Raw genomic sequence first — 21,106 nt, forward strand, 5'->3', positions numbered from 1 at the left:
CCTGCGAAGTGCCGGGCCCGGATCACGGCACGCGCGCGATGAGGTACCGGAACACGTTCGGCATCCACACCGTGCCGTCCTGCCGCTGGTGCGGATGCAGCGCCTCCGCCAGCTCCTTGTCGACCTGGACCTGGTCGGTCGCACGGATCGCCGCGTCGAACAACCCCGTCGACAGCAGCCCCCGTACGGCACTGTCGACGTCCGCGTACCCGAAGGGGCAGGCGACCCGCCCCGAACCGTCGGGCCGCAGCCCCGCGCGCTGGGCGACCTCTTCGAGGTCGTCGCGCAGAGCCGGGCGCCAACTCCCCGTGCTGCGCAGGGGATCGGCCAGCTTCGTCGCGACCCGCAGCACCGACGACGTGGCGCAGCGCTCCGGCGGACCCCAGCCGGCGAGCACCACCGGCGTCCCCCGCTCGGCGAGCGGGGTGACGTCTGCGAGCGCCTCGCCGAGGCCCTCCGAGTCACCCGCGAGGCACCCGATCGGCTCGAACGCCGTCACCAGGGTGTACGCGGGCGTCTCCGCGCCGGCCGCGTCCCGGGGTGAACCGTCGACGAGCCGGACCTCGGCACGCGCGCGCGTGCCCCACGTCTCCGCCTGGGGCAGCAGCCGCTGCCGGGCCAGAGTCAGCCGTTCCGGGCAGTCGGACTCGACACCGGCGACGGCCGCGCCTCTGGACGCCGCCATCAACAGGGCGAGCCCGCTGCCGCAGCCGAGGCCCAGCAGCCGGGTGCCCGGGCCCACTTCCAGTCGCTCGTAGACGGCCTCGTAGAGCGGCACCAGCATCCGCTCCTGGATCTCGGACCAGTCACGCGCGCGTGCACTCGGATCCACACGGGGTGTCGCGCCCGTATGGGAGAGGTGCTGCCGCACGAGCGTAGGTGTCATGTAAAGCGCCCCATTCCGCCGAGAGTTGTCACTGTGCCCGATGCCGTAGCGCCCTGTGACGATGCGCTCACGCTCCCCCCTCGTATGCCAGGAAACTCCGCGCCATGCGTCGCGTCCAGGGGTCTCGTGGCCCTGCTTGCGGGATCCGGGCGTCCGTGGCCGAAATTCACATTCCGGCAACATGGGCCCGTACCATCTGGCCATGGCAAAGGCACCCGTACTCACGCCACGGGCACATGACTTCCGGCGCTGGTACCAGGACGTCGTCAACAAGGCCGAGCTGGCGGACATCGGTCCGGTGCGCGGCACGATGGTGATCCGGCCGTACGGCTACGCGCTGTGGGAGCGGATGCAGGCGGAGATGGACGCCCGCATCAAACGGGCCGGTGCCGCCAACGCCTACTTCCCGCTGTTCATCCCGCAGTCAGTCGTACCTGACGCGCGAGGCCGAGCACGTCGAGGGCTTCGCGCCCGAGCTCGCCGTCGTCACGCACGGCGGATGCGCCCGCGGGTGTTCCTGCGCACGACGGAGTTCCTCCGGCAGGAGGGCCACACCGCCCACGCCACCTACGAGGACGCCCGGGACTACGCCGCGCAGATTCCTGGGGCTCCTCCACCCGCATGGTCGGCGGCCTGATCATGGCCCACGGCGACGACGCCGGCCTGCGCGTGCCGCCCCGGCTCGCGCCCGTCCAGGCGGTCGTCCTCGCGATCAAGGGGGGGCGAGCCGGTTCTGGCCAAGGTCCGCGAGATCGGCGAATCCCGTACGTCTCAGGTGTCGACGATCGAGGAGGCCGCGACCGCCGGTGGCTGGGCACGCCTGCCCGTGGGCCACGCTCGGCGAAGAAGGCGAGGCCGCGCCGGCCGCGCACGGCGTGACCGTACGCTGTCCGGTCGCCGAGGACGGGTCGGTGCCGGAGGCCGACGACGCACCCGGTAACGTCGCGGTCGTCGCGCGCGCTTACTGAGATGACGCCCGTGGGGAACCAGAGCGACCGAAACGCCTCTTGCGCATGCGCGAACCACACAGGGTCCGGCGGGTGGACACGGCCTACGTGCCGGGGCGTACGTCAGGCTACGCACCAGCTTGGTACGAGCTGTGAGGCTTCTCCGCAGATCAGCGCACCCGCCCTCGTCGTGGCGCATCATTCGCAACTGACGGGTACGTGCAAATTATTTGGGATGCCCCGGAATCGGAACACAGCGGCACTCCGGCTCGTTGTCATTACGTGAGCACGACACAGACACCACCTGTTCTCGCCGCGGAGCTGGCGCAGGCGTGGGCCGACATTCAGCGGTACCACCCCGAGCTGCCGGATCTCGCCGCGCCAGAGTCCCTGATCGGGGAGTCGTCGTCCGCGTGCGGTCACGAGCTCTCCTTCGAGCGACTGCTTCACGAGGCAGTCCATGGGATCGCCGCCTCGCGCGGCGTCCGCGACACCTCCCGGGCCGGCCGTTACCACAACCGCAGATTCCTCTCGATCGCCGAGGAGCTGGGCCTGGACCACCCCGAGGAGCCGCATCCGAGCAGCGGCTTCTCCCTGGTCACGCTCAACCCCGAGGCCAAGCGGCGCTACCGCCCGACCATCGAACGCCTCCAGCGCGCACTGAAGGCACACACCGCGGCGACCTCCGCCGACACCAGCCGGACCTTCCGGGGCCCGGCCGCCCGCCACGGCTCCTCCGGTGGCGGCGTACGCGTCAAGGCGGTCTGCGACTGCGGCCGTAACGTCCGCGTCGTCCCCTCGGTCCTGGCCCAGGCCCCGATCGTGTGCGGCGGCTGCGGAAAGCCGTTCCGCATCCCGGAGGTCGTGGGAGCGGCGTAACGACGCCCCGTCGGACACCGGCATCTCGTGGCTGCCGGTTCGGCACGTGGCGTCGACGGCGAGGGGTGCCGTTGCGTGCTCGTACGCGGCACCCCGGTCGCGCCGGGTCGTGAAACCCCGGAGGGCACCCTGCGCGCCGGGTGCCCCTCAGCCATGCCCGGGCGCCGGCGCCGTACCCCTCGGCCGAGGAGTGCCCGTGGGATGTGGCACAATGGCTAGCTGTACTCGACAGCCGCACAGGACCCCTCTCTCCTCCGGCTGACGCGTCCATCGGGCACTCGGGTACCGCATCCCCACGCGGCTTCTCTCGCCGTGCCCAACCACGTCAAAACCAGGAGAACCCACTCCCGTGGCAGTCAAGATCAAGCTGAAGCGTCTGGGCAAGATCCGTTCGCCTCACTACCGCATCGTCGTCGCCGACTCCCGCACTCGCCGTGACGGCCGTGCGATCGAGGAGATCGGCAAGTACCACCCGACCTACAACCCGTCGGTCATCGAGGTGGACGCCGACCGTGTGGCGTACTGGCTGGGTGTCGGCGCGCAGCCGACCGAGCCCGTCCTCGCCATTCTGAAGAAGACCGGCGACTGGCAGAAGTTCAAGGGCGAGCCCGCCCCGGCTCCGCTGCTCGTCGCCGAGCCGAAGAAGGCGCGCCCGTCGTTCGAGGCCCTCGGTGGCGACGACGAGGGCAAGGGTGAGGCGATCACCCAGAAGAAGAAGGCGGAGAAGAAGGACGAGGCTGCCTCTGAGTCTTCTTCGTCTGAGTCGGCCGAGGCCTGAGCATGCTCGAGGAGGCTCTCGAGCACCTCGTGAAGGGCATCGTCGACAACCCTGACGATGTGCAGGTCGCTTCCCGCAACCTGCGCCGCGGGCGCGTGCTGGAGGTTCGGGTCCACCCCGACGACCTCGGCAAGGTGATCGGCCGCAACGGCCGCACCGCGCGTGCTCTGCGCACCGTCGTGGGCGCCATCGGCGGCCGCGGTGTCCGCGTCGACCTCGTCGACGTGGACCACGTCCGCTGACGCCGAAGACAGCACCGGCTCGGGCCGGGGAGGGCCACTGGGCCGTCCCCGGCCCGCAGTCGTATGACAGGAGATTGGACACGTGCAGCTGGTAGTCGGACGGATCGGCCGCGCCCACGGCATCAAGGGCGAGGTCACCGTCGAGGTACGCACCGACGAGCCGGAACTGCGGCTCGCGCCCGGAGCCGTGCTCGCCACCGATCCCGCCTCCACGGGACCCCTCACCATCGAGGCCGGCCGTGTCCACAGCGGCCGCCTCCTGCTGCGCTTCGAGGGCGTGCGCGACCGCACCGGCGCCGAAGCACTGCGCAACACCCTCCTGATCGCCGAGGTCGACCCGGCCGAGCTGCCCGAGGAGGAGGACGAGTACTACGACCACCAGCTCATGGACCTGGACGTGGTGACCGCCGACGGCGTCGAGGTCGGCCGGATCACCGAGATCTCGCACCTGCCCGCCCAGGACCTCTTCATCGTCGAGCGGCCCGACGGGAGCGAGGTGATGATCCCCTTCGTCTCGGAGATCGTCGCGGAGATCGACCTGGAGGAGCAGCGGGCGGTCATCACCCCGCCGCCGGGTCTGATCGACGACCGCGCGGAGACCGTCTTCACCAGGGACGACAGCGAATGAGGCTCGACGTCGTCACGATCTTTCCCGAGTACCTGGAGCCGCTGAACGTCTCCCTGGTCGGCAAGGCACGCGCGCGTGGACAGCTGAACGTCCAGGTGCACGACCTGCGCGAGTGGACGTACGACCGCCACAACACGGTCGACGACACGCCCTACGGCGGCGGCCCCGGCATGGTCATGAAGACCGACCCCTGGGGCGACGCGCTGGACTCCGTCCTCGCCGAGGGCTACGAGAGCGGCTCCGGCGCCCCCACGCTGATCGTCCCCACCCCCAGCGGCCGCCCCTTCACCCAGGAACTCGCCGTCGAGCTGTCCGAGCGGCCCTGGCTGATCTTCACGCCGGCCCGCTACGAGGGCATCGACCGCCGTGTCGTCGACGAGTACGCCACCCGCATGCCCGTCCACGAGGTGTCCATCGGCGACTACGTCCTCGCCGGCGGCGAGGCGGCCGTCCTGGTCGTCACGGAGGCCGTGGCCCGTCTGCTGCCCGGCGTGCTGGGCAACGCCGAGTCCCACCGGGACGACTCCTTCGCGCCCGGCGCGATGGCGAGCCTCCTGGAGGGGCCCGTCTACACCAAGCCCCCGAAGTGGCGCGGCCGGGACATCCCCGACGTGCTGCTCAGCGGCCACCACGGCAAGATCGCCCGCTGGCGCCGCGACGAGGCGCTCAGGCGTACGACCGCCAACCGGCCCGACCTCATCGAGCGCTGCGATCCCAGGGCCTTCGACAAGAAGGACCGCGAGATGCTCTCCATCCTGGGCTGGACGCCCGACCCGGAAGGGGAGCGGTTCGGCCGATTTTGGCGCAGGACCGAGGCCGTGGAAGAATAGGCCGCTGTTGTGCGCCGTCCGGCGTGCGCCCCTGCCACAGGGGGACACGACGCCCGCCCCGACGAGCACGACACTCTCACCGAACATCTAGTTCCCGTTGATGACCTGTGGCATCAGCGAAGAAAGCAGACGAAATGTCTCACCTGCTCGACTCCGTCGACGCCGCGTCGCTGCGCAGCGACGTCCCGGCCTTCCGCCCCGGCGACACCGTCAACGTCCACGTCCGCGTCATCGAGGGCAACCGCTCCCGCGTGCAGCAGTTCAAGGGCGTGGTGATCCGTCGCCAGGGTGCCGGCGTGCGCGAGACCTTCACGGTCCGCAAGGTCTCCTTCTCCGTCGGCGTCGAGCGCACCTTCCCGGTGCACACCCCGATCGTCGAGAAGATCGAGCTCGTCACCAAGGGTGACGTCCGCCGCGCCAAGCTGTACTACCTGCGCGAGCTGCGCGGCAAGGCGGCGAAGATCAAGGAGAAGCGCGAGAACTGAGCGCTTCAGGGGGCTCACCCCCACGGGGTCCGCGGCGGGGCCGGATAACATCTGGCCCCGATGGACACCGAAGCACAGCCGACGGAGCGCGACCGCTCCTCCCGCCCTTCCGGCACCGGGGACGCCCCGGACCCGGAGGGCCAGGAGGGACGGTCGCGTTTCGCGTTGGTGGCGCGGATCTCCGAGTGGCTGCCGGGCGGGCGGATCAGCCTGACCCTGCTGGTCCTGCTCGTGTTTCTGCTGCTGCTCAACACGTTCGTGGTACGACCGTTCGAGATCCCCAGCGGATCCATGGAGTCCGGATTGAGGATCGGGGACCGCGTTCTCGTAAATAAGTTGGCGTACCGTTTCGGTGCCGATCCGCGGCGCGGTGATGTTGTGGTGTTCGACGGAACCGGGTATTTCGGGGATGCCGACTACGTCAAGCGCGTTGTGGGTGTGGGGGGAGACCACGTGGTCTGCTGTGACAAGGAGGGGAGGATCCAGGTGAACGGCCGGTCGGTCGACGAGTCGACGTTCCTGTACCCCGGCGACAGCGCGTCCGCGGTGCGCTTCGACGTCGTCGTGCCCGACGGCAGCCTGTTCGTCCTCGGCGACCACCGCAGTGCCTCCAGCGACTCCCGCGACCGCCTCGGCTCGCCCGGCGGCGGCATGATCCCGGTCGACGACGTCATCGGCCGCGCCGACTGGATCGTCTGGCCCACTGCGCACTGGACCCGCCTGCACCGCCCTGACGCCTACGCGCGCGTGCCTGCCGCGGAGGGCGCGCATGGGTAACCGTGGCAAGCCCCGCGGCGTGCCCAGCAGCCCCGCCGACAACCTCCTGCCCACCGGCGTGCGGCGCGCCTCCAGCCCCGCCGGCGGCCGGACCCGCGCGGAGCGGCGCCAGCTCCAGCGCAAGGTCAAACGACGGCGCAGGCGTTCGGCGATCAAGGAGATACCCCTCCTCGTCGGTGTCGCGGTCCTCATAGCGCTGGTCCTCAAGACCTTCCTCGTCCAGGCATTCGTGATCCCCTCCGGTTCCATGGAGGCCACGATCCAGATCGGCGACCGTGTCCTCGTCGACAAGCTCACCCCCTGGTTCGGCTCCAAGCCGCAGCGCGGTGACGTCGTGGTCTTCAAGGACCCCGGCGGCTGGCTCCAGGACGAGCAGACGACGGTGAAGAAGGAGGACCCCGTCGTCGTCAAGCAGGTCAAGGAGGCACTGACCTTCATCGGCCTGCTGCCGTCCGACGACGAGAAGGATCTGATCAAGCGGGTCGTCGGCGTCGGCGGAGACCGCGTCAAGTGCTGCGACACGCAAGGACGGGTCACCGTCAACGGGGTTCCCCTGAACGAGGACTATCTGTATCCCGGCAACTCCCCCTCCGAGGCGAAGTTCGACATCACCGTGCCGCAGGGACGCCTGTGGGTGATGGGCGATCACCGGGCCAACTCCGCGGACTCCCGCGCACACCAGGACCAGGACTACGGCGGCACGGTCTCCGAGGAGGAGGTCGTCGGACGGGCGATGTGGATCGCCTGGCCGCTCGGTCACTGGACGACTCTGGAGGAGCCGAATACCTACGCTTCGGTCTCCGACTCGGCGGCAGGGTCGACCGCGTCTCCCCAGCTGTCGCATAGGGTTGCTTCCGACGATTCGAACGGAACGATCCAGCTCCCGACCCCTGCGGAACTCCCGCTCGTTATGGGAGTGGTGGGCCTGCGTCGTCTTTGGGGCAGGCAGCGGCACAGAGTAAGGAGTTGGCGTGGGGGATGTGGCGGTTGGCGCACGGTCCGGGCACGACGGCGAGGAGCACCGCGGACGCCCCGTGGACGCTGCCGACCCGGCCGCGGACGGCGCCGTGACCTCCGGGAATGAGCCCGGATCGGACGGTGACGGCGGACGGTCGGGCGGGCAGCCCCCGACCGACGGCCAGGGGTCGGGCGGGGCCGCCCCCGCCAAGAAGCAGCGCTCCTTCTGGAAGGAACTGCCGATCCTCATCGGCATCGCGCTCGTCCTCGCGCTGCTGATCAAGACATTCCTGGTGCAGGCGTTCTCGATCCCCTCGGACTCGATGCAGAACACCCTCCAGCAGGGTGACCGTGTCCTGGTCGACAAGCTCACCCCCTGGTTCGGCTCCGAGCCCGAACGCGGCGAGGTCGTCGTCTTCCACGACCCCGACAACTGGCTGGCGGGCGAGCCCACCCCGGATCCCAACGCCCTGCAGACCTTCCTCAGCTGGATCGGCCTGATGCCGTCCGCCGAGGAGAAGGACCTCATCAAGCGCGTCGTCGGCGTCGGCGGCGACACGATCCAGTGCGAGGGCACCGGCCCGCTCACGGTCAACGGCAAGGCGCTGAACGAGCCGTACGTGTACCCCGGAAACACGCCGTGCAGCCAGGACGACCAGGGCGGCCAGTTCAAGGTGAAGGTCCCCAAGGGATTCATCTGGGTCATGGGTGACCACCGGCAGAACTCCCGGGACTCGCGCTACAACCAGTCCGACGTGAACCACGGCATGGTCCCCGTCGACAAGGTCGTCGGCCGCGCCGTCGTCATCGCCTGGCCGATCAACCGCTGGAGCACCCTGCCGGTGCCGGACACCTTCTCGCAGAACCTGGGCGCGGGCTCCGCCGCGCTGACGGTGGCGCCGCAGGGCGTTGCCCTGGTGGGCGCGGTGCCGTTCGTGCTGTGGCGCAGGCGTCGGGCCGCGGCGGCGGAGACGCGCTGACCGCCTGGTCGCCGGTGGCGGGCCCTTTGGGACTGCCGTCGTGAGCCCTTGCGGCCCCGGGGCGCCTGATGGCGCTTTCCGGGGCCGTCTTCGTGAGGCGCCCGTACCGCTCGCGGCCGCACCGCCCGGGACCGGGCTCCGGCCGGCGTCGAAGACTGGCGAAAGCTTTGCCGAGCCGGTGCTTCCGGGGGCTCGGGAGGGGCTGCCCCCTGTCGGTACCGCCGGGTAGGGTGCCGATTCATGGGTGGCGAGAGCACTTCACGTACGGCGCCGCGTGACGGCGGCGCGAGCAGGGGCCCGGCGGGCAGCCGGACCGGACAGCGGTTGTCCGGGCTGGCCGTGGCGCTGGGCCTGGTGCTGTTCCTGGGCGGGTTCGCCTGGGGAGCGGTGGTCTACCGGCCGTACACCGTGCCCACCAGTTCGATGGCGCCCACGATCGGCGCCGGTGCGCGGGTCCTGGCCGAGCGCATCGACGGCGATCAGATCCGCCGGGGCGACGTCGTCGTCTTCACCGACAAGACCTGGGTGACCAACGCGCCCGTCGTCAAGCGCGTGGTCGCGACCGGCGGCGACACGGTGTCCAGCACGGGCGGCAAGCTCACCGTCAACGGCAAGAAGATCGACGAGCCGTATCTGGCCGACGACGGCCTCGGCGAGCTCCAGAACTTCCCGAGCGTGACCGTGCCCGAGGGCAGGCTCTTCCTCCTCGGCGACGAGCGCAGCGGCTCCCTGGACTCCACGGCCCACCTCACGGACGCCGCCGGCGGCACCGTGGCGCGCAGCGCCGTCTCGGCCCGGGTGGACGCCGTCGTATGGCCCATGAGCGGCATGCTGGAGCGCCCCACGGGCTTCGAGCAGCTCGGCGCGCTGTCGCCCCAGGGGCCGCTGCGCACGGTCGTCGCGCTGATCCTCGTGGGCGGCGTGCTGGTCCTGGCCGGCGGTGCCTACGGCCCCGTCGAGAAGCGCTTCGCCGGGCGCTCCCGCGCGCGGACGGAGCCCGCGAGTGCCCGCTGAGGCGGTGCGAGGGCACGACGACGGGCTGCGCAAGGTCGCCCGGGTCGTACTGCTCGACCCCGAGGACCGCATCCTGCTGCTGTACGGCCACGAGCCGGAGGACCCGGCCGACGACTGGTGGTTCACGCCCGGCGGGGGACTGGAGGGCGACGAGACGCGAGAAGAGGCCGCACTGCGGGAACTCGCGGAGGAGACGGGCATCACGGAGGTCGAGCTCGGCCCCGTGCTGTGGCGGCGGATGTGCTCGTTCCCGTTCGCGGGACGCCGCTGGGACCAGGACGAGTGGTACTACCTGGCACGTACGACACAGACGGCGACGCGGGCCGTGGCACTCACCGAGCTGGAGCGGCGCAGCGTAGCCGGTGCGCGCTGGTGGACGTGTCAGGAACTTGCCCGAGCGCATGAGACGGTGTATCCGACCAGACTCGCCGAGCTGCTGCGGACTCTGCTCGACGAAGGTCCCCCCGCCGGGCCCGTGACCCTTGACACCGAAATTGTCTAGGTGCTGACGGGACTGGCGCACAATGGTGGGATCGCACGGCTGAAGGGGAACATGCCATGAGCGCCGAGGACCTCGAGAAGTACGAGACCGAGATGGAGCTCAAGCTCTATCGGGAGTACCGCGATGTCGTCGGTCTGTTCAAGTATGTGATCGAGACCGAGCGGCGCTTCTACCTGACCAACGACTACGAGATGCAGGTGCACTCGGTTCAGGGTGAGGTGTTCTTCGAGGTGTCCATGGCAGATGCCTGGGTGTGGGACATGTACCGGCCGGCGCGGTTCGTGAAGCAGGTTCGGGTACTCACGTTCAAGGACGTGAACATCGAGGAGCTGAACAAGAGCGATCTGGAGCTTCCGAGCGGGTGACGTTCACTCGCGGGAGTGAGGAAGTTATCCACAGTCGCGGACTTGTCCACCAAGATCCAATAGCTCGCTGAGCTGCTCGCATCGTTGGCGCCGGAGGTGGTGCCGACATGAACGCACGCAGTGCACTCGGCAGGTACGGCGAGGAACTGGCCGTGAGGCGGCTGGCCGGGGCCGGGATGACGGTTCTGGAGCGCAATTGGCGCTGCGGCAGGACCGGGGAGATCGACATCGTGGCTCGGGACGGGGACGTCCTGGTCGTGTGTGAGGTCAAGACGCGCAGGAGCGGTGGCTACGAGCATCCGATGGCCGCTGTCAGTCCTGAGAAGGCGCAGCGGCTGCGCGGCCTCGCAGAGCACTGGATCCACGCTCACGGAGGGGCGCCGCCGGGAGGTGTGCGAATCGATCTGGTCGGAGTACTCCTGCCCGACCGGGGCGCGCCCGTGGTCGAGCACGCGCGGGGGGTGGCCTGACATGGGCTTCGCGCGTACGTGCTCGGTGGCGCTGGTGGGCGTCGAAGGGGTCGTGGTCGAGGTCCAGGCGGACCTGGAGCCCGGGGTGGCGGCGTTCACCTTGGTGGGCCTGCCGGACAAGAGCTTGTCGGAGAGCCGGGACCGGGTGCGGGCGGCCGTCGTGAACTCGGGCGGTGAGTGGCCGCAGAAGAAGCTCACCGTCGGGCTCAGCCCGGCGTCGGTGCCGAAGGCGGGCAGCGGCTTCGACCTGGCGGTGGCCTGCGCCGTCCTCGGCGCAGCCGAGCGGATCGACCCACGGGTTCTCGCCGACATCGTGATGATCGGAGAGCTCGGCCTGGACGGCCGTGTGCGACCGGTCCGGGGCATCCTTCCGGCGGTGATCGCAGCGGCGGACGCCGGCTATGAGCAGGTTGTCGTCCCGGAATGCGCCGCGGCCGAGGCCTCGCTGGTGCCGGGCGTGTCCGTGTTGGGAGTGCGCAGTCTGCGCCAGCTGATCGCCGTCCTCGCCGACGAGCCCGTGCCCGATGAGGAACCCGACGGCCAGGGCCGCCCGGATCCGCTGCTCGCGGGCCTGCGGGTGCCGGGAACAGGCGCGGCCACGGGCATGCCCGGCCTGGGCGCGATCCAGTCCGACCACGGGCACGACCTGGCCGATGTGGTCGGCCAGATCTCGGCGCGCACGGCCGTGGAGGTGGCTGCCGCGGGCGGACATCACCTGTTCCTGGAGGGACCGCCCGGCGCCGGCAAGACGATGCTCGCGGAGCGGCTGCCGGCCATCCTGCCCAGGCTCGGCAGGGGAGAGTCGCTGGAGGTCACCGCGGTGCACTCGGTGGCGGGTCTGCTGCCTCCCGGCAAGCCCCTGATCGACGTGGCCCCCTACTGCGCCCCGCACCACTCGGCGACGATGCAGGCACTCGTCGGGGGCGGCCAAGGCGTCGCGCGACCCGGCGCGGTGTCGCTCTCCCACCGGGGCGTCCTGTTCCTGGATAGCACGTGCAAAACAGGTGGATGGATCGCCTCACTCTTTCATCATCTGTTTGGGCGTCCCGATGGCCCTGACCTGCGGAAACTACCTTCCCGGTGCCACGCACCCTGAAGAGGTGCATAGTGGAATAAGTCGGGCACCGTCAGGGTGGTGGCTTATGGCTCAGCAAACCGAAGAGCCTGTGCGTAGTCCGACGCCCGAGCAGCTAGCAGCCGAGACGCGCACGACCCTCGCCAAGATCGCAGTCGCTGGCGTGGGTGTCTTCCTCGTCGGTCTCGCTGTGTTCGTTCTCGCAGCTGTGCCACTTGCCAATGCGGTAGCTGGACAGCAGACTGACTTCTCGTTTACGGCCAGCTTCTCGGTGAACATCGCGCTTGCCGCCACCGCGAGCGTCACGGGTGCAGGGTGTGTAGTTCAAAGCATGAGGCTCAAGCGGCATAAGGAGCAAGTAAGGGAACTTGAGCGGCGGCTCGTGGCTAAAGAAGAGAAGCCTAAGAAAAAGCAACGCAGTCGAGTTGCCGGATCGTAGATAGGTATTGATTAAGATGGGAATCACATCCGCGGAAGCCTTCGTGGTCATGCTCGTGGCCTTGACTGCAACGTACGGCGTGCTTGTGCTTGGTATTCCGTGGGTGGTGCGTTTGATCTTTCAATTGCGGGTTGAACGCGTCCATAATGCGTGTATGAATGCCATGCTTGATGGAAAGCTCCCATATCAGGTGCCCGTCGAACGGTTTCTTAAGTTCACGTCTTGGATGGCCAATAATCCAAAATTCTTTTCCCCTTCTCGGAGGCTCGCCCTCACGCTGGCGCGCAACAAACTATCGGACGATGTAGGTGAGTGCGTTTGTAGCCACCGCTACGCTTCCCTGTCGGACGATCAGCGCGATGTGATGCAAACCTTCAGTGCGGAGTTGCAGCGCGCCTGGGATCGTTATGTGCGGTGGGGCGGATGGGTTAGCTGGCTCCTCTATCCGGTATATGTTCTCACCGATCGCATGGAGGCTCGACGCGCTCTGAGGGAAGGGGCGGATGATGACTCTGAGCGCGCAGAGGTGCTCAGGTGGATCGTCGCCCGCAGTGAGCCTGAATTCTCAATGAAGATTGATGAATCAGCGTGCAGAGATATTGCCAATCTCTCAGGGGTGTAAAGGTTCGCTATTCCGTCCTTGTTCTGTGGTGTGAGGCCCCTAGACAGCACGTGTACAACAGGTGCGCTCAACCAGGGCCCCGGACATGGAACGGCCCCGGTACCTCGCGGTAGGTACCGGGGCCGTTCGGCCTCGCCGTGCCGCACGGGGGAGACGACGGCGGGCCCTTCCCGCTACGGGCGCCGTCGGCGCTGCTGCCCGGAGCGGGGGCGAGGACGCACGCGGGGGCGCGCGTGCGTCACGGGTGGCTCGACACGGCGACGTCGACGGCGGGCGGCGACCAGGACGATGCGTCGTCGTCCCCCGGGCACGGGTCGGCGTGCGCCCGGGTGATCATGTCCGGCCCACTGTTCGTCGGCACGGCGACGCGCTCGGTTTTCTGCCCGGGGCGCAGGGGCCCGAGGCAGAACGGGCAACGGCCCGTAGGCGCGGCCATGACTCGACCCTCCGGGATCATCGGTTGCGAACGGACGTCGCGCCCATATAGGCGCGGCCGGTGGCGACGACGCGGGCGAGGTACGCCTCGACGGCGTCGGGGCCCGCCCCGGGTGGTACGGGGTCGAGGCCGATCGTCAGGCACACGGGCCCGTCGGCCGCGACGTGCTGGCACCACTCGGCGCCGGGTGCGGGGAGCCGTAGGAAGAACTGGGGGTGTCCGTAGTCGAGGGCGACATACGGCCCGCGCACGACCAGGCGGTCGCCGACGTTCGGCACGCGGTCGGCGGCCGGGTGTAGGCGCATGGCGTCGACCATGCCCAGTAGGCCGGTCTCGACGCTCTCGGCGGTCTCTCCGGGGCGCCGCGAGGGCGCGTGGCCGATCAGGACGTGAGCGACCGGCACGTCGAGGCCGCCGCGTTGCAGCCACGTCGACACGGTGCAGCCAGCGGCAAAGCCAGGGCCGGGCACGGCCCGGAACACCACGGGGTCGGTCATCGGTCGACCTCCACCCATACGGACTTGCCGAACGGCCGGTCGGCGACGTCCCATCGGGCGGCGAGTGCGTCGACGATGTGCAGTCCGCGACCGCGGGCCCGCTCCCCCGACTCGTTCCGCATGCGGGGGCGTCGGCGGACCGGGTCGCGCACCTCGACGCGCACGCAATCGGTCGTCGTGAGGACGGCGACGGCGACGGCGTCGCCCGGTTCCGTGCCGTACCGGACCGCGTTGGTCACCAGTTCGGAGACGACGAGTAGGACGTCGTCGAGGCGGTCGTCGGCGACGGGCGGGTCGTCCTGGCCCAACACCTCGCGCACGTAGGCGCGTGCCTTGCTGGGAGCCTCCGGGCCGGTGGGGAAGATGGCTTGTGCCGGGGGGCCGGCCGGGGGGTCACAGCACTGCCGAACGTCGCCCGGCTGCATGTGCACCATGCGGAATGTCCCTTCGTGCGTCTGCCCGGTCCGTGGTGCGGGCGGGAAGTTGACGCCGCTCACGACTCGCCGTCCCGAAAGCACTGACGCCCACACGCGTAACTCGCCCGTGGTGTCGCTGCTGCCCCACGCTGCGGCCTGCTCGACGACGGCGAGCAGGGCCTCGTATGCGTCGGCGTCTGCCGGTGCCGGTACCGAAACGCGCACGTGGGCGCCGTGGTCGCTCACGGTGGCCGAGGCGCGGCTCGCCTGCTCCATGGCGGAGCGCAGATCGGCGAGGGGTGAACGGGCAGGCATGACGGGGTCCTCCGGACTCTGTGAGGAGAGTCAAACTCATCTCGAAGAGTACGCGGGTAGTCCGTAGTCTGTCAGGTGCGTCACTGTTGAAACTCCCTCTTTGGAGGTCCCACGTGGTGGACTCGGCGCCGTACCTCGTGATTGCCGAGGAACTACGCGGGCGGATCGTTGGCGGGGAGTTCGCGCCCGGTGATCGGCTGCCCTCGGTTGCTGAGCTGGGTCGGGCCCACGGGGTGTCGCCGTCGGTCGGCGCGCGGGCGTATGCCGTCCTGGTCGAGGACGGTCTCGTGATCTCGCGGCACGGTGCCGGGCACTACGTGCGCGGTCCGGAGTCGCCGGAACTGTTGGTGCGCCGGTCGAGGCCGCGGGCGGAAGATTCGCCGTTCGCGCAGGGTGCGGCCGAACAGGGCGCGGTCGGCACGTGGCGGCACGACACGGCGACGGCTGTCGCCGACGCTGCGGTCGCGGCGCGGTTGGAGATCCGCGAGGGCGACCCGGTGATGCGGACGGATTACGTGTACCTGGCCGACGGTGTGCCGGTGCAGCTCGCCACGTCGTGGGAGCCGACGGCGATCACGGGGTCGTCGCTCATCGTGCTACCCGAGGCGGGTCCGTACGCGGGCGTGGGCGTGGCTGCGCGTATGCGGGTGATCGGGATTGACGTCGGCGAGGCGGTCGAGCGGGTGCGGGCGCGCGGTGCGACGCGGGCCGAGGCGTCGGCGCTGGGGATCAATCACGGGGCGCCGGTCCTGTTCATCGAGCGCGCCTACTACGACCAGAGCAACTGGCGGCCGGTCGAGACTGCCGATATCACCATGCGGGGCGATCGGTGGGTCGCGGAGTACGGACGGCGGCCGGCGCGGTCGTAGGTACGACAAAGGCGCCCCCCGCGACGGCCGCGTGTGGCCGTACAGGGGGCGTTTGTCATGGGGTGGTGGCGAACTGCCACAGGGACAGGGCGAGGCCGACCAGGGCGACCAGGGCGGCGACGGACGGGAGCGGCCACCGTGCGCGTTCGAGGTCGGCGAGGCGCTGGTCGTTGCGCTTCTGACGTTCGGTCTCCCCTCGTTCGAGGACGTCGACGGCCTCGGCGAGCTGGTCGACGCGGGCGGCCTCCTGCTCGATGCGCCGGTCGGCCTGGTCGTGCCGCTGGGTGAGAAGGTTCAACGTGCCGTTGACGGTGGCGAACCCTTCAGCCATGGTGCCGCGCAACTCCGCGAGGGCGACGGCGATCGCCGCCGTGTCGGTCGGTTCGGTCACTGGGCGGGGCCCCCGTCGTCGTCGACCAGGCCGAGGCCGAACCGGTCGAGCAGGGTCTCGAACGTGGGGTGCGCCATGATGCGGGCGGCGACGCCTGCGACGCCGGCGGCTGTGGCGGCGGCGGCCACGGCCCACGGCGCGGCGGCGGCGAGGGCGTCGGAGTCGGCGACGACCGCGGCGAGGGCGGGCACGACGGCGACGACCGCGGCGAACGTTTGGAGCGCGGTACGGATGGCGCGGCGGTTCTTCGGGCTCAAGGGGGGTGGTGTCCTCTCTGCGGGTGGGCCAGCCGGGCGCGGTGGGCACGGGCAGGTCCGGGGGCGGGGGTGATCAGGCGAACAGGCGAGCCCACGTCTGCGGGCCGGGGTATCCGTCGGCGTCGTGGCCGGTCCAGCCCTGGGCCCGTTGGAACGCGCGCACGGCGTTGCGGTCGGCGTCCGACCAGGACGGGCCGGGGCCGACCTTGTAGAAGCGGCCGTATCCCTTGGCGACCAGCCGCTCGCCGAGCAGGGTCACGTACCGGTTCGACTTGCCGGGGCCGAACTTGTCGCGGCCGGGAAAGGCTGGCGCGGTCGCCTTGCCCTTGCTGGGGAGCGTGCCGAGCAGGCGCCGCAGGGAGGTTTCCCCCGGCACGCCGTCGGCGTCGTCGCCGCGGTAGCCGAGGCTGCGCTGATAGGCGGCGTAGTTCTCGGTGTCGGCGTCGGTCCACTTGGGGCCCGGACCGACCTTGTAGGCGTTGCCGAATCCGGCGGCGACCAGGGCGCGGCCGACGCGGGTCACGTGGTCGCCGCGCGCCCCGTAACCGTAGGTCAGTCCGTTGATGGTGACCTGGTAGCGGGCGACGTTCGGCACGGTGCCGGACGTGCCGCCCTGCGGTGCGGTTCCGTCTGTGGGCGGCGTGTATCCCTTGACCGGCATCCCGGCCTTCACCCACGCGTACAGCGTGGCGCCGGGGCACAGAGTCGCGTATCCGTCCTTGTGACCCTTCTTGGCGAGGGTGCGACCGGTGCGGCGGCACGCCTCGTCGTACAGGGCGCGGCACGCGGCGAGGGCGGCCTCGGTCGGCTCCTGGTCCCCGCCGATGGCGATCTGTACGCCGATGCCGCTCACGTTGTGGCCGGGGCAGTGCGCGCCCTGGCGGCCCCATCCGCGGCCCTCGAAAATCTCGCCGGCCTGCGAGACGACGAAGTGATAGCCGATGCCGGCCCAGCCGCGGCCGAAGTGCTCTGCCTCGATGGCGCGCGGGATGGCGTAGCCGGTCCGGCTGATGGGGTGCGCTCCGTCGTAGTGAACGAAGAACTCCGTACGGGAGCTGAGTGGTACGTGGGCCGGGCCGTCGCTGCGCGGGTCGTTGTCCCACGGCTTGGCGCCCCACGTGGCACGGCTGATGATCTTGACGGACATGGGCTGTCTCCAGACATGAAAAAACGCCCTCGGCGCGGTGCCGGGGCGTGCGAAAGGCGGTGTGCGTGGGGGCGTCAGACCATGGCCAGTGCCATGATCGCGGGGTCGAGGCCGACCTCGCCGGTCGACTGGTCGACGGTGGTCGGCAGTGAGGTGCGGCTGTCGAGGCACCACGCCCGCTGAAAGGCCGTCCCTAGGAAGAAGTTGGCGGGGGCGCTGGGCGCCTCGTTCTGTATGTGCATGTAGTAGAAATCCGTGCTGCTGCCGGCGCTGAGCAGAAACGCGGCCCAGTAGCGGCCGGGTTGGAGCGTTGCTGTGGCGGTCAACGGGACGGGGACGGCCCCGATGTGGTTGGAGCTGGCCCCCGGCGCGGTGCCGCTGATCTGGCCGGCGGCGGGCAGGCTGGATACCTGCCCGGATGTGGCCACGCGTGCCCCGCTCTCGTTGTAGATGCCGGCGTAGAACCGGACTGCGGGAACCGTTGTTGAGCCGGCCCACCCGCGGGCGAAGATCACAACCCTGTTGACCTGCGTCGGCTCGGTGATATTGATACCGGCGAAGTAGATCCGCTGTACGACGGCGGCTTTGATCGTCGTTGGGTTGCTGACGTGCGCGGGGTCGCACGACCAGGCGGCGAAACCGACGGCCTGCGGGGTCCACATGTTCCGGCCGGCGGCCGTGGGCATCTGCGCGATGGGCACGCGGGCCGAGGCGTCTAGGCTGGCGACACCGTTCGCGGCGCCCCGCGCTGTGGTAGCTACGGCCCCGACGTCGGCGGCGGCCAGGGCGACGTTTCCGTTCGCGTCCGGACTCTTGCCGTTGACGGTGGCAACGGCGCCTCCGCCGGCGGCGCCGAGGGTGAACGCGACTCCGTCGGACTGGCGCACTTTGAGGGCGCCGGCCTCGGCGTAGAGGACCGCCCCGGACGGGTTCGCCGTCGGTGGCGTCGCGGCGTTGGCGAACGCGAGGATTCCGCCGGCTCCTCCGCCGAAGGTGGCGTTCCCGCCTCCGACACGGACGTCTTGAAACGTTGCCGTTGCGGTGGTGATCAGTTGGGCGTTCTTGTTGATGGCCGTATACGCGGACTGGTCGGCGTTGGATGCCTTGAAGGCATCGGCGCTGGTGCCTGCGTAGACGATGTGCAACATGCCGTCCATGCGGGAGTACCCGCCGTTATTGGCGACGGCTCCCACGTCCGCGGCGCCGAGGACGACCGCGGCCTCGGCCTTGCCGTTGACGGACTGGACGACGCCGGGGGCGCCGGCCGGTCCCTGCTCGCCCTGTGGTCCCTGCGGGCCGGTCTCGCCCTGGGGGCCGGTTGCGCCGGTGTCGCCCTTGGCGCCCTGGGGGCCGACCAGGGACGCGAGCCACTGCTCGACCGTGCCTTGGTACCCGTTCTTGACGGCGACCGCGTATGCGCTGTCGCCGCGGACGGCGACATACGTCGGCGTCGCGGGGTCGGTCGGGGCGATATCGGCGAGGTCGACCGCGGGCGTCTCCGCGGGCAAGAGCACCTGATAGACGCGGTTCATCGCCACGCCGGCGAGTTGTTCAGCGACGGAGTACGACCAGCCGGACGGGTTCATGCCGGGGGCGTCGGTTGCGGGGAGCACGACGTCGAATGCGCCGGTCGCGTCGAGCGGCGCGGTGACGGGCCCGCCGAGGATCACGTCGAACTCGCCGAACGTGAGGATGCCGGGGGCGCGGAAGACGACTTGCCCGGCGAGGGGCTGGCCGGCCGGGGTGAGGAACCGACCGGTGACGCGTACGGTCGGGATGCCTTCGGGCAACACGGGGGACTCTCCTAGTCGTCGACGACGTACAGGCCACGCCTGGGGGCGGGCTCGGGGGCCGGCTTGGGTTCGGTGGGCTCGGGCGTGGCCGGCCAGGGCGGGGGCTGCTCGGGGGCGTCGACGCCCTCGCCCGGCGCGGTGCCGTCGGTGTCGGCGGCGAGGGTGCGGGCGGCGAACGTGGTCGCTGCGGCGGTGAGCGGCGGGTCGGGGATCTCGCTGGCCGAGTAGGTGCGCCGGGTGTATCCGCCAAGACAGTTGATGATCACGCCGTCGGTGCCGGACGCCTCGCGGGCCTGAATGCGGATGAACACGAGCTGTTCCCACCCGGCGCGGTGCAGGGGGAACGTGTACCAGGCAGTTTTGTAGGTGGCGGTCGTCGCCGAGGACGGGCCCGTAACGGAATCGGTGGCAACGTCGGTCCAGCTCGATTCGCTGGCGAGGCGGTACTGAACCTTGACCTCGCATTTGCTGCCGGGGGCAGCGGCGAATTCAAGGTGCACCGTGGCGACGGGGTTGTGCCGCTGGATGCTGGCGAACCACGCATTTTGAAACGTGTCGCTGGTGATGACTTCCCGGCCACGTGGTAGCGACTGGAACGGCAGGGGGAGCGCTGGCGAGCCGAGGCCGAGGCCGGACGCGCTGTCGTCGCTGAGCACTCCGTGCCCGGCGCGGTCCCAGATGGCGACGGTCTGCGTGTCGATACCGAGAACGGAAGGGACGGCGCGCACGGTGAACGCGGTACTTCCGTCCTCGCGCTGCATGACGACACCCTGTTGTGGCGTGCCGTCGACGTGGTTGTAGAAGGGGCCGAACTCGCCGACGCCGAACAGGCCGGTTCCATTGGGGGCGAGGACTTCCAGCGTGCCGCCCTCGCCGATGACTACTCGGCCGTTGAGGATCTGGTTCAGGGCGGGCCGCATCTGGGCCCGGCCGCGCAGCGTGCGCACCTCGCGTTCGAGTGCGGCGACGCGGTCGAGTAGGTCTTGCGGGACGTAGGCCATTACGCGGCTACCTCCAAGTAGAGCTTGGCCGTCTCGGGGCGGCCTCGCTCGGGCGGGTTGATGGACAGGCCGACGACGCGGTACCGGCCGTCGAGGATGTCGGGATGCCACAGGTCGCGGATGCGTAGGCGGACGGTTGCGCCGAGCAGGGCGGGGGTCACGGTGCCGCCGAGCAACACCTCGACCTCGGGGATCTGTACGGGGCGGCGGGCGGCCGTCCAGTCGGCCGACGCGTGGGCGTCGAGCGTGGCCTTTTGCTCAACCGTGGTGTAGTCGGACGATCCGTCGAGGCGGGGCCATCCGGCGGCGAGGTCGTCGTCGGCGACCAGGCGCTCGGACATGAGCGGCACGGAGTCGGCGGCCTGGTTCTGGTTGATGCTGGCGCCGCGGGACTGCCACCCATTGGCGAGGGCCGACGCGTCGTGCGGCCACGTGTAGGTGAGGACGGGCCCGGGGTGGTCGAGCACGATCTCGGCGGCGCCGGTCCGGATGATCGGATGGCCGAGGACAAGCCGTTTCACGCGCCGGCCGCTGGTGTCCCGGAACGACGCAATACGCCATTCGAAACCGCGCTCGACGGCGGCGAGCTGGTCGATAAGGTCGCCGATCACGGGCAGGTCGTAGCGGCTGAACGTGCGGTCGCGGGTGACGCCGGATGGCTCGCCGTCGTAGGTGATGCCGATATCGCCCCCGGGCGTCGACTGCACGTAGTCGAGCAGGCCGCGCACAATGTCGAACTGGTCGACCTGCTCGGCGACCAGGGTGTCGAGCAGCAGGCGCCGGTATAGGTACGACTCCCACCCGCCGCACTGGATCTGCGCGGCGAGGAATCCGCGGGCGTCACTGGCGAGGTTGAGCGTCCACAGGATGCCGCCCCACCAGATTTCGCGCCCGCGCTCGACCCATACGCCGGTACGGCCGGGCTGCAACGCCTTGCGGGCCCGGTCGGCGATTGCCCGGTTCGGGATGGGCACGGTGCCGGTGAGCCGGCCGGTCTTGCCTATGTAGTCGTCGAGTGCGACGCCCTGTACGGGCAGTGCGTCGAGTACCTGGTCGCTGCGTAGGTCGGTAAACAGGAACCGGTAAGGGGTCTGCACGTGGCGCCCCC

Annotated in this window: 25 protein-coding genes and 2 pseudogenes; 18 read left to right on the top strand and 9 right to left on the bottom strand. The window is 70.0% G+C overall.

Annotation, left to right across the window (positions count from 1 at the left end; all coding sequences use genetic code 11):
- Window positions 1–22: 22 nt before the first annotated feature.
- Window positions 23–886 (bottom strand): SAM-dependent methyltransferase, encoded by an 864-nt coding sequence (locus tag AC3ETA_RS22545; RefSeq protein WP_432194694.1) that lies wholly within the window; start codon window positions 884–886, stop codon window positions 23–25.
- 202 nt (window positions 887–1,088) lie between these two features.
- Here AC3ETA_RS22545 and AC3ETA_RS22550 point away from each other — a divergent pair.
- From AC3ETA_RS22550 to AC3ETA_RS22630, 17 genes and pseudogenes are all read left to right on the top strand, one after another.
- Window positions 1,089–1,854, top strand: a pseudogene (locus tag AC3ETA_RS22550) (hypothetical protein).
- Window positions 1,855–2,115: 261 nt separating this feature from the next.
- The gene (locus tag AC3ETA_RS22555) at window positions 2,116–2,712 is read left to right on the top strand and encodes a hypothetical protein (RefSeq protein ID WP_030953381.1); all 597 of its coding nucleotides are present in this window, start codon (window positions 2,116–2,118) and stop codon (window positions 2,710–2,712) included.
- Window positions 2,713–3,061: 349 nt separating this feature from the next.
- Window positions 3,062–3,490 (top strand): 30S ribosomal protein S16, encoded by a 429-nt coding sequence (gene rpsP / locus AC3ETA_RS22560; RefSeq protein ID WP_432194695.1) that lies wholly within the window; start codon window positions 3,062–3,064, stop codon window positions 3,488–3,490.
- A 2-nt stretch (window positions 3,491–3,492) separates the two neighbouring features.
- Window positions 3,493–3,732, top strand: a complete 240-nt coding sequence (locus tag AC3ETA_RS22565) for an RNA-binding protein (protein WP_003973401.1) — start codon at window positions 3,493–3,495, stop codon at window positions 3,730–3,732.
- Window positions 3,733–3,814: 82 nt separating this feature from the next.
- On the top strand, window positions 3,815–4,360 hold the full coding sequence (rimM, locus tag AC3ETA_RS22570) for a ribosome maturation factor RimM (protein ID WP_432194696.1): 546 nt from the start codon (window positions 3,815–3,817) through the stop codon (window positions 4,358–4,360).
- Window positions 4,357–5,190, top strand: coding sequence for a tRNA (guanosine(37)-N1)-methyltransferase TrmD (trmD, locus tag AC3ETA_RS22575; protein WP_432194697.1), 834 nt, complete (start codon window positions 4,357–4,359; stop codon window positions 5,188–5,190). Before rimM ends, trmD begins: the two co-directional genes overlap by 4 nt.
- Before the next feature lie 134 nt (window positions 5,191–5,324).
- On the top strand, window positions 5,325–5,675 hold the full coding sequence (gene rplS, locus AC3ETA_RS22580) for a 50S ribosomal protein L19 (protein WP_018531094.1): 351 nt from the start codon (window positions 5,325–5,327) through the stop codon (window positions 5,673–5,675).
- Between the two features lie 60 nt (window positions 5,676–5,735).
- Complete coding sequence (lepB, locus tag AC3ETA_RS22585) at window positions 5,736–6,452, top strand: signal peptidase I (RefSeq protein WP_432194698.1); 717 nt, start codon at window positions 5,736–5,738, stop codon at window positions 6,450–6,452.
- A complete protein-coding gene (lepB, locus tag AC3ETA_RS22590; RefSeq protein WP_269641832.1) occupies window positions 6,445–7,536 on the top strand; it encodes a signal peptidase I in 1,092 nt (363 codons plus the stop codon). The genes lepB (AC3ETA_RS22585) and lepB (AC3ETA_RS22590) overlap by 8 nt, the downstream gene beginning before the upstream one ends.
- Window positions 7,424–8,389, top strand: a complete 966-nt coding sequence (gene lepB / locus AC3ETA_RS22595) for a signal peptidase I (protein ID WP_432194699.1) — start codon at window positions 7,424–7,426, stop codon at window positions 8,387–8,389. The genes lepB (AC3ETA_RS22590) and lepB (AC3ETA_RS22595) overlap by 113 nt, the downstream gene beginning before the upstream one ends.
- A gap of 240 nt (window positions 8,390–8,629) precedes the next feature.
- Window positions 8,630–9,403, top strand: a complete 774-nt coding sequence (gene lepB, locus AC3ETA_RS22600; protein ID WP_432194700.1) for a signal peptidase I — start codon at window positions 8,630–8,632, stop codon at window positions 9,401–9,403.
- The gene (locus AC3ETA_RS22605) at window positions 9,393–9,905 is read left to right on the top strand and encodes an NUDIX hydrolase (protein WP_432194701.1); all 513 of its coding nucleotides are present in this window, start codon (window positions 9,393–9,395) and stop codon (window positions 9,903–9,905) included. Before lepB (AC3ETA_RS22600) ends, AC3ETA_RS22605 begins: the two co-directional genes overlap by 11 nt.
- A 56-nt stretch (window positions 9,906–9,961) precedes the next feature.
- The gene (locus AC3ETA_RS22610) at window positions 9,962–10,270 is read left to right on the top strand and encodes a DUF2469 domain-containing protein (protein WP_003993268.1); all 309 of its coding nucleotides are present in this window, start codon (window positions 9,962–9,964) and stop codon (window positions 10,268–10,270) included.
- Window positions 10,271–10,377: 107 nt separating this feature from the next.
- Window positions 10,378–10,740 carry a YraN family protein gene (locus AC3ETA_RS22615; protein WP_432194702.1) on the top strand — a complete coding sequence of 121 codons (363 nt, stop codon included), beginning with the start codon at window positions 10,378–10,380 and terminating at the stop codon, window positions 10,738–10,740.
- A gap of 1 nt (window position 10,741) precedes the next feature.
- Window positions 10,742–11,749: pseudogene (locus tag AC3ETA_RS22620) on the top strand (YifB family Mg chelatase-like AAA ATPase); the annotation flags it as partial.
- 133 nt (window positions 11,750–11,882) lie between these two features.
- Complete coding sequence (locus AC3ETA_RS22625; protein WP_432194703.1) at window positions 11,883–12,254, top strand: hypothetical protein; 372 nt, start codon at window positions 11,883–11,885, stop codon at window positions 12,252–12,254.
- A 16-nt stretch (window positions 12,255–12,270) separates the two neighbouring features.
- The gene (locus AC3ETA_RS22630) at window positions 12,271–12,876 is read left to right on the top strand and encodes a hypothetical protein (RefSeq protein ID WP_432194704.1); all 606 of its coding nucleotides are present in this window, start codon (window positions 12,271–12,273) and stop codon (window positions 12,874–12,876) included.
- Between the two features lie 453 nt (window positions 12,877–13,329).
- Here the strand turns inward: AC3ETA_RS22630 and AC3ETA_RS22635 are convergent, their stop codons facing one another.
- Together AC3ETA_RS22635 and AC3ETA_RS22640 are read right to left on the bottom strand one after the other, a co-directional pair.
- Complete coding sequence (locus tag AC3ETA_RS22635) at window positions 13,330–13,809, bottom strand: hypothetical protein (protein WP_432194705.1); 480 nt, start codon at window positions 13,807–13,809, stop codon at window positions 13,330–13,332.
- Window positions 13,806–14,540: an ATP-binding protein gene (locus tag AC3ETA_RS22640; RefSeq protein ID WP_432194706.1), complete on the bottom strand. Its 735-nt coding sequence runs from the start codon at window positions 14,538–14,540 to the stop codon at window positions 13,806–13,808. Before AC3ETA_RS22640 ends, AC3ETA_RS22635 begins: the two co-directional genes overlap by 4 nt.
- A gap of 113 nt (window positions 14,541–14,653) precedes the next feature.
- Between AC3ETA_RS22640 and AC3ETA_RS22645 the strand changes: the two genes are divergently transcribed.
- The gene (locus AC3ETA_RS22645; protein WP_432194707.1) at window positions 14,654–15,409 is read left to right on the top strand and encodes a GntR family transcriptional regulator; all 756 of its coding nucleotides are present in this window, start codon (window positions 14,654–14,656) and stop codon (window positions 15,407–15,409) included.
- A gap of 55 nt (window positions 15,410–15,464) precedes the next feature.
- On the opposite strand, the gene AC3ETA_RS22650 is transcribed toward AC3ETA_RS22645, so the two are convergent.
- The 6 genes from AC3ETA_RS22650 to AC3ETA_RS22675 all read right to left on the bottom strand — a co-directional run bounded on the left by AC3ETA_RS22650 (window position 15,465) and on the right by AC3ETA_RS22675 (window position 21,095).
- A complete protein-coding gene (locus AC3ETA_RS22650) occupies window positions 15,465–15,800 on the bottom strand; it encodes a hypothetical protein (protein WP_432194708.1) in 336 nt (111 codons plus the stop codon).
- Window positions 15,797–16,057, bottom strand: a complete 261-nt coding sequence (locus AC3ETA_RS22655) for a hypothetical protein (RefSeq protein ID WP_432194709.1) — start codon at window positions 16,055–16,057, stop codon at window positions 15,797–15,799. The genes AC3ETA_RS22650 and AC3ETA_RS22655 overlap by 4 nt, the downstream gene beginning before the upstream one ends.
- 73 nt (window positions 16,058–16,130) lie before the next feature.
- Window positions 16,131–17,204, bottom strand: a complete 1,074-nt coding sequence (locus tag AC3ETA_RS22660) for a peptidoglycan-binding protein (protein WP_432194710.1) — start codon at window positions 17,202–17,204, stop codon at window positions 16,131–16,133.
- Window positions 17,205–17,278: 74 nt separating this feature from the next.
- A complete protein-coding gene (locus tag AC3ETA_RS22665; protein WP_432194711.1) occupies window positions 17,279–18,997 on the bottom strand; it encodes a hypothetical protein in 1,719 nt (572 codons plus the stop codon).
- An 11-nt stretch (window positions 18,998–19,008) separates the two neighbouring features.
- Window positions 19,009–19,998, bottom strand: coding sequence for a hypothetical protein (locus AC3ETA_RS22670; RefSeq protein ID WP_432194712.1), 990 nt, complete (start codon window positions 19,996–19,998; stop codon window positions 19,009–19,011).
- Entirely contained in the window at window positions 19,998–21,095 is a 1,098-nt protein-coding gene (locus AC3ETA_RS22675; protein ID WP_432194713.1) for a hypothetical protein, read from the bottom strand. The genes AC3ETA_RS22670 and AC3ETA_RS22675 overlap by 1 nt, the downstream gene beginning before the upstream one ends.
- Between the last annotated feature and the right edge of the window lie 11 nt (window positions 21,096–21,106).

The organism is Streptomyces sp. bgisy027, assembly GCF_057710365.1.

Excerpts from the sequence above, each read along its gene's own strand:
- AC3ETA_RS22545 (WP_432194694.1), bottom strand. The coding sequence starts at position 886 with ATGACACCTACGCTCGTGCGGCAGCACCTCTCCCATACGGGCGCGACA.
- AC3ETA_RS22615 (WP_432194702.1), top strand. The coding sequence starts at position 10,378 with ATGAACGCACGCAGTGCACTCGGCAGGTACGGCGAGGAACTGGCCGTG.
- AC3ETA_RS22670 (WP_432194712.1), bottom strand. The coding sequence starts at position 19,998 with ATGGCCTACGTCCCGCAAGACCTACTCGACCGCGTCGCCGCACTCGAA.
- AC3ETA_RS22630 (WP_432194704.1), top strand. The coding sequence starts at position 12,271 with ATGGGAATCACATCCGCGGAAGCCTTCGTGGTCATGCTCGTGGCCTTG.
- lepB (WP_432194698.1), top strand. The coding sequence starts at position 5,736 with ATGGACACCGAAGCACAGCCGACGGAGCGCGACCGCTCCTCCCGCCCT.
- AC3ETA_RS22610 (WP_003993268.1), top strand. The coding sequence starts at position 9,962 with ATGAGCGCCGAGGACCTCGAGAAGTACGAGACCGAGATGGAGCTCAAG.
- AC3ETA_RS22565 (WP_003973401.1), top strand. The coding sequence starts at position 3,493 with ATGCTCGAGGAGGCTCTCGAGCACCTCGTGAAGGGCATCGTCGACAAC.
- rplS (WP_018531094.1), top strand. The coding sequence starts at position 5,325 with ATGTCTCACCTGCTCGACTCCGTCGACGCCGCGTCGCTGCGCAGCGAC.
- trmD (WP_432194697.1), top strand. The coding sequence starts at position 4,357 with ATGAGGCTCGACGTCGTCACGATCTTTCCCGAGTACCTGGAGCCGCTG.
- AC3ETA_RS22660 (WP_432194710.1), bottom strand. The coding sequence starts at position 17,204 with ATGTCCGTCAAGATCATCAGCCGTGCCACGTGGGGCGCCAAGCCGTGG.
- AC3ETA_RS22625 (WP_432194703.1), top strand. The coding sequence starts at position 11,883 with ATGGCTCAGCAAACCGAAGAGCCTGTGCGTAGTCCGACGCCCGAGCAG.
- AC3ETA_RS22635 (WP_432194705.1), bottom strand. The coding sequence starts at position 13,809 with ATGACCGACCCCGTGGTGTTCCGGGCCGTGCCCGGCCCTGGCTTTGCC.
- AC3ETA_RS22640 (WP_432194706.1), bottom strand. The coding sequence starts at position 14,540 with ATGCCTGCCCGTTCACCCCTCGCCGATCTGCGCTCCGCCATGGAGCAG.
- lepB (WP_432194700.1), top strand. The coding sequence starts at position 8,630 with ATGGGTGGCGAGAGCACTTCACGTACGGCGCCGCGTGACGGCGGCGCG.
- lepB (WP_269641832.1), top strand. The coding sequence starts at position 6,445 with ATGGGTAACCGTGGCAAGCCCCGCGGCGTGCCCAGCAGCCCCGCCGAC.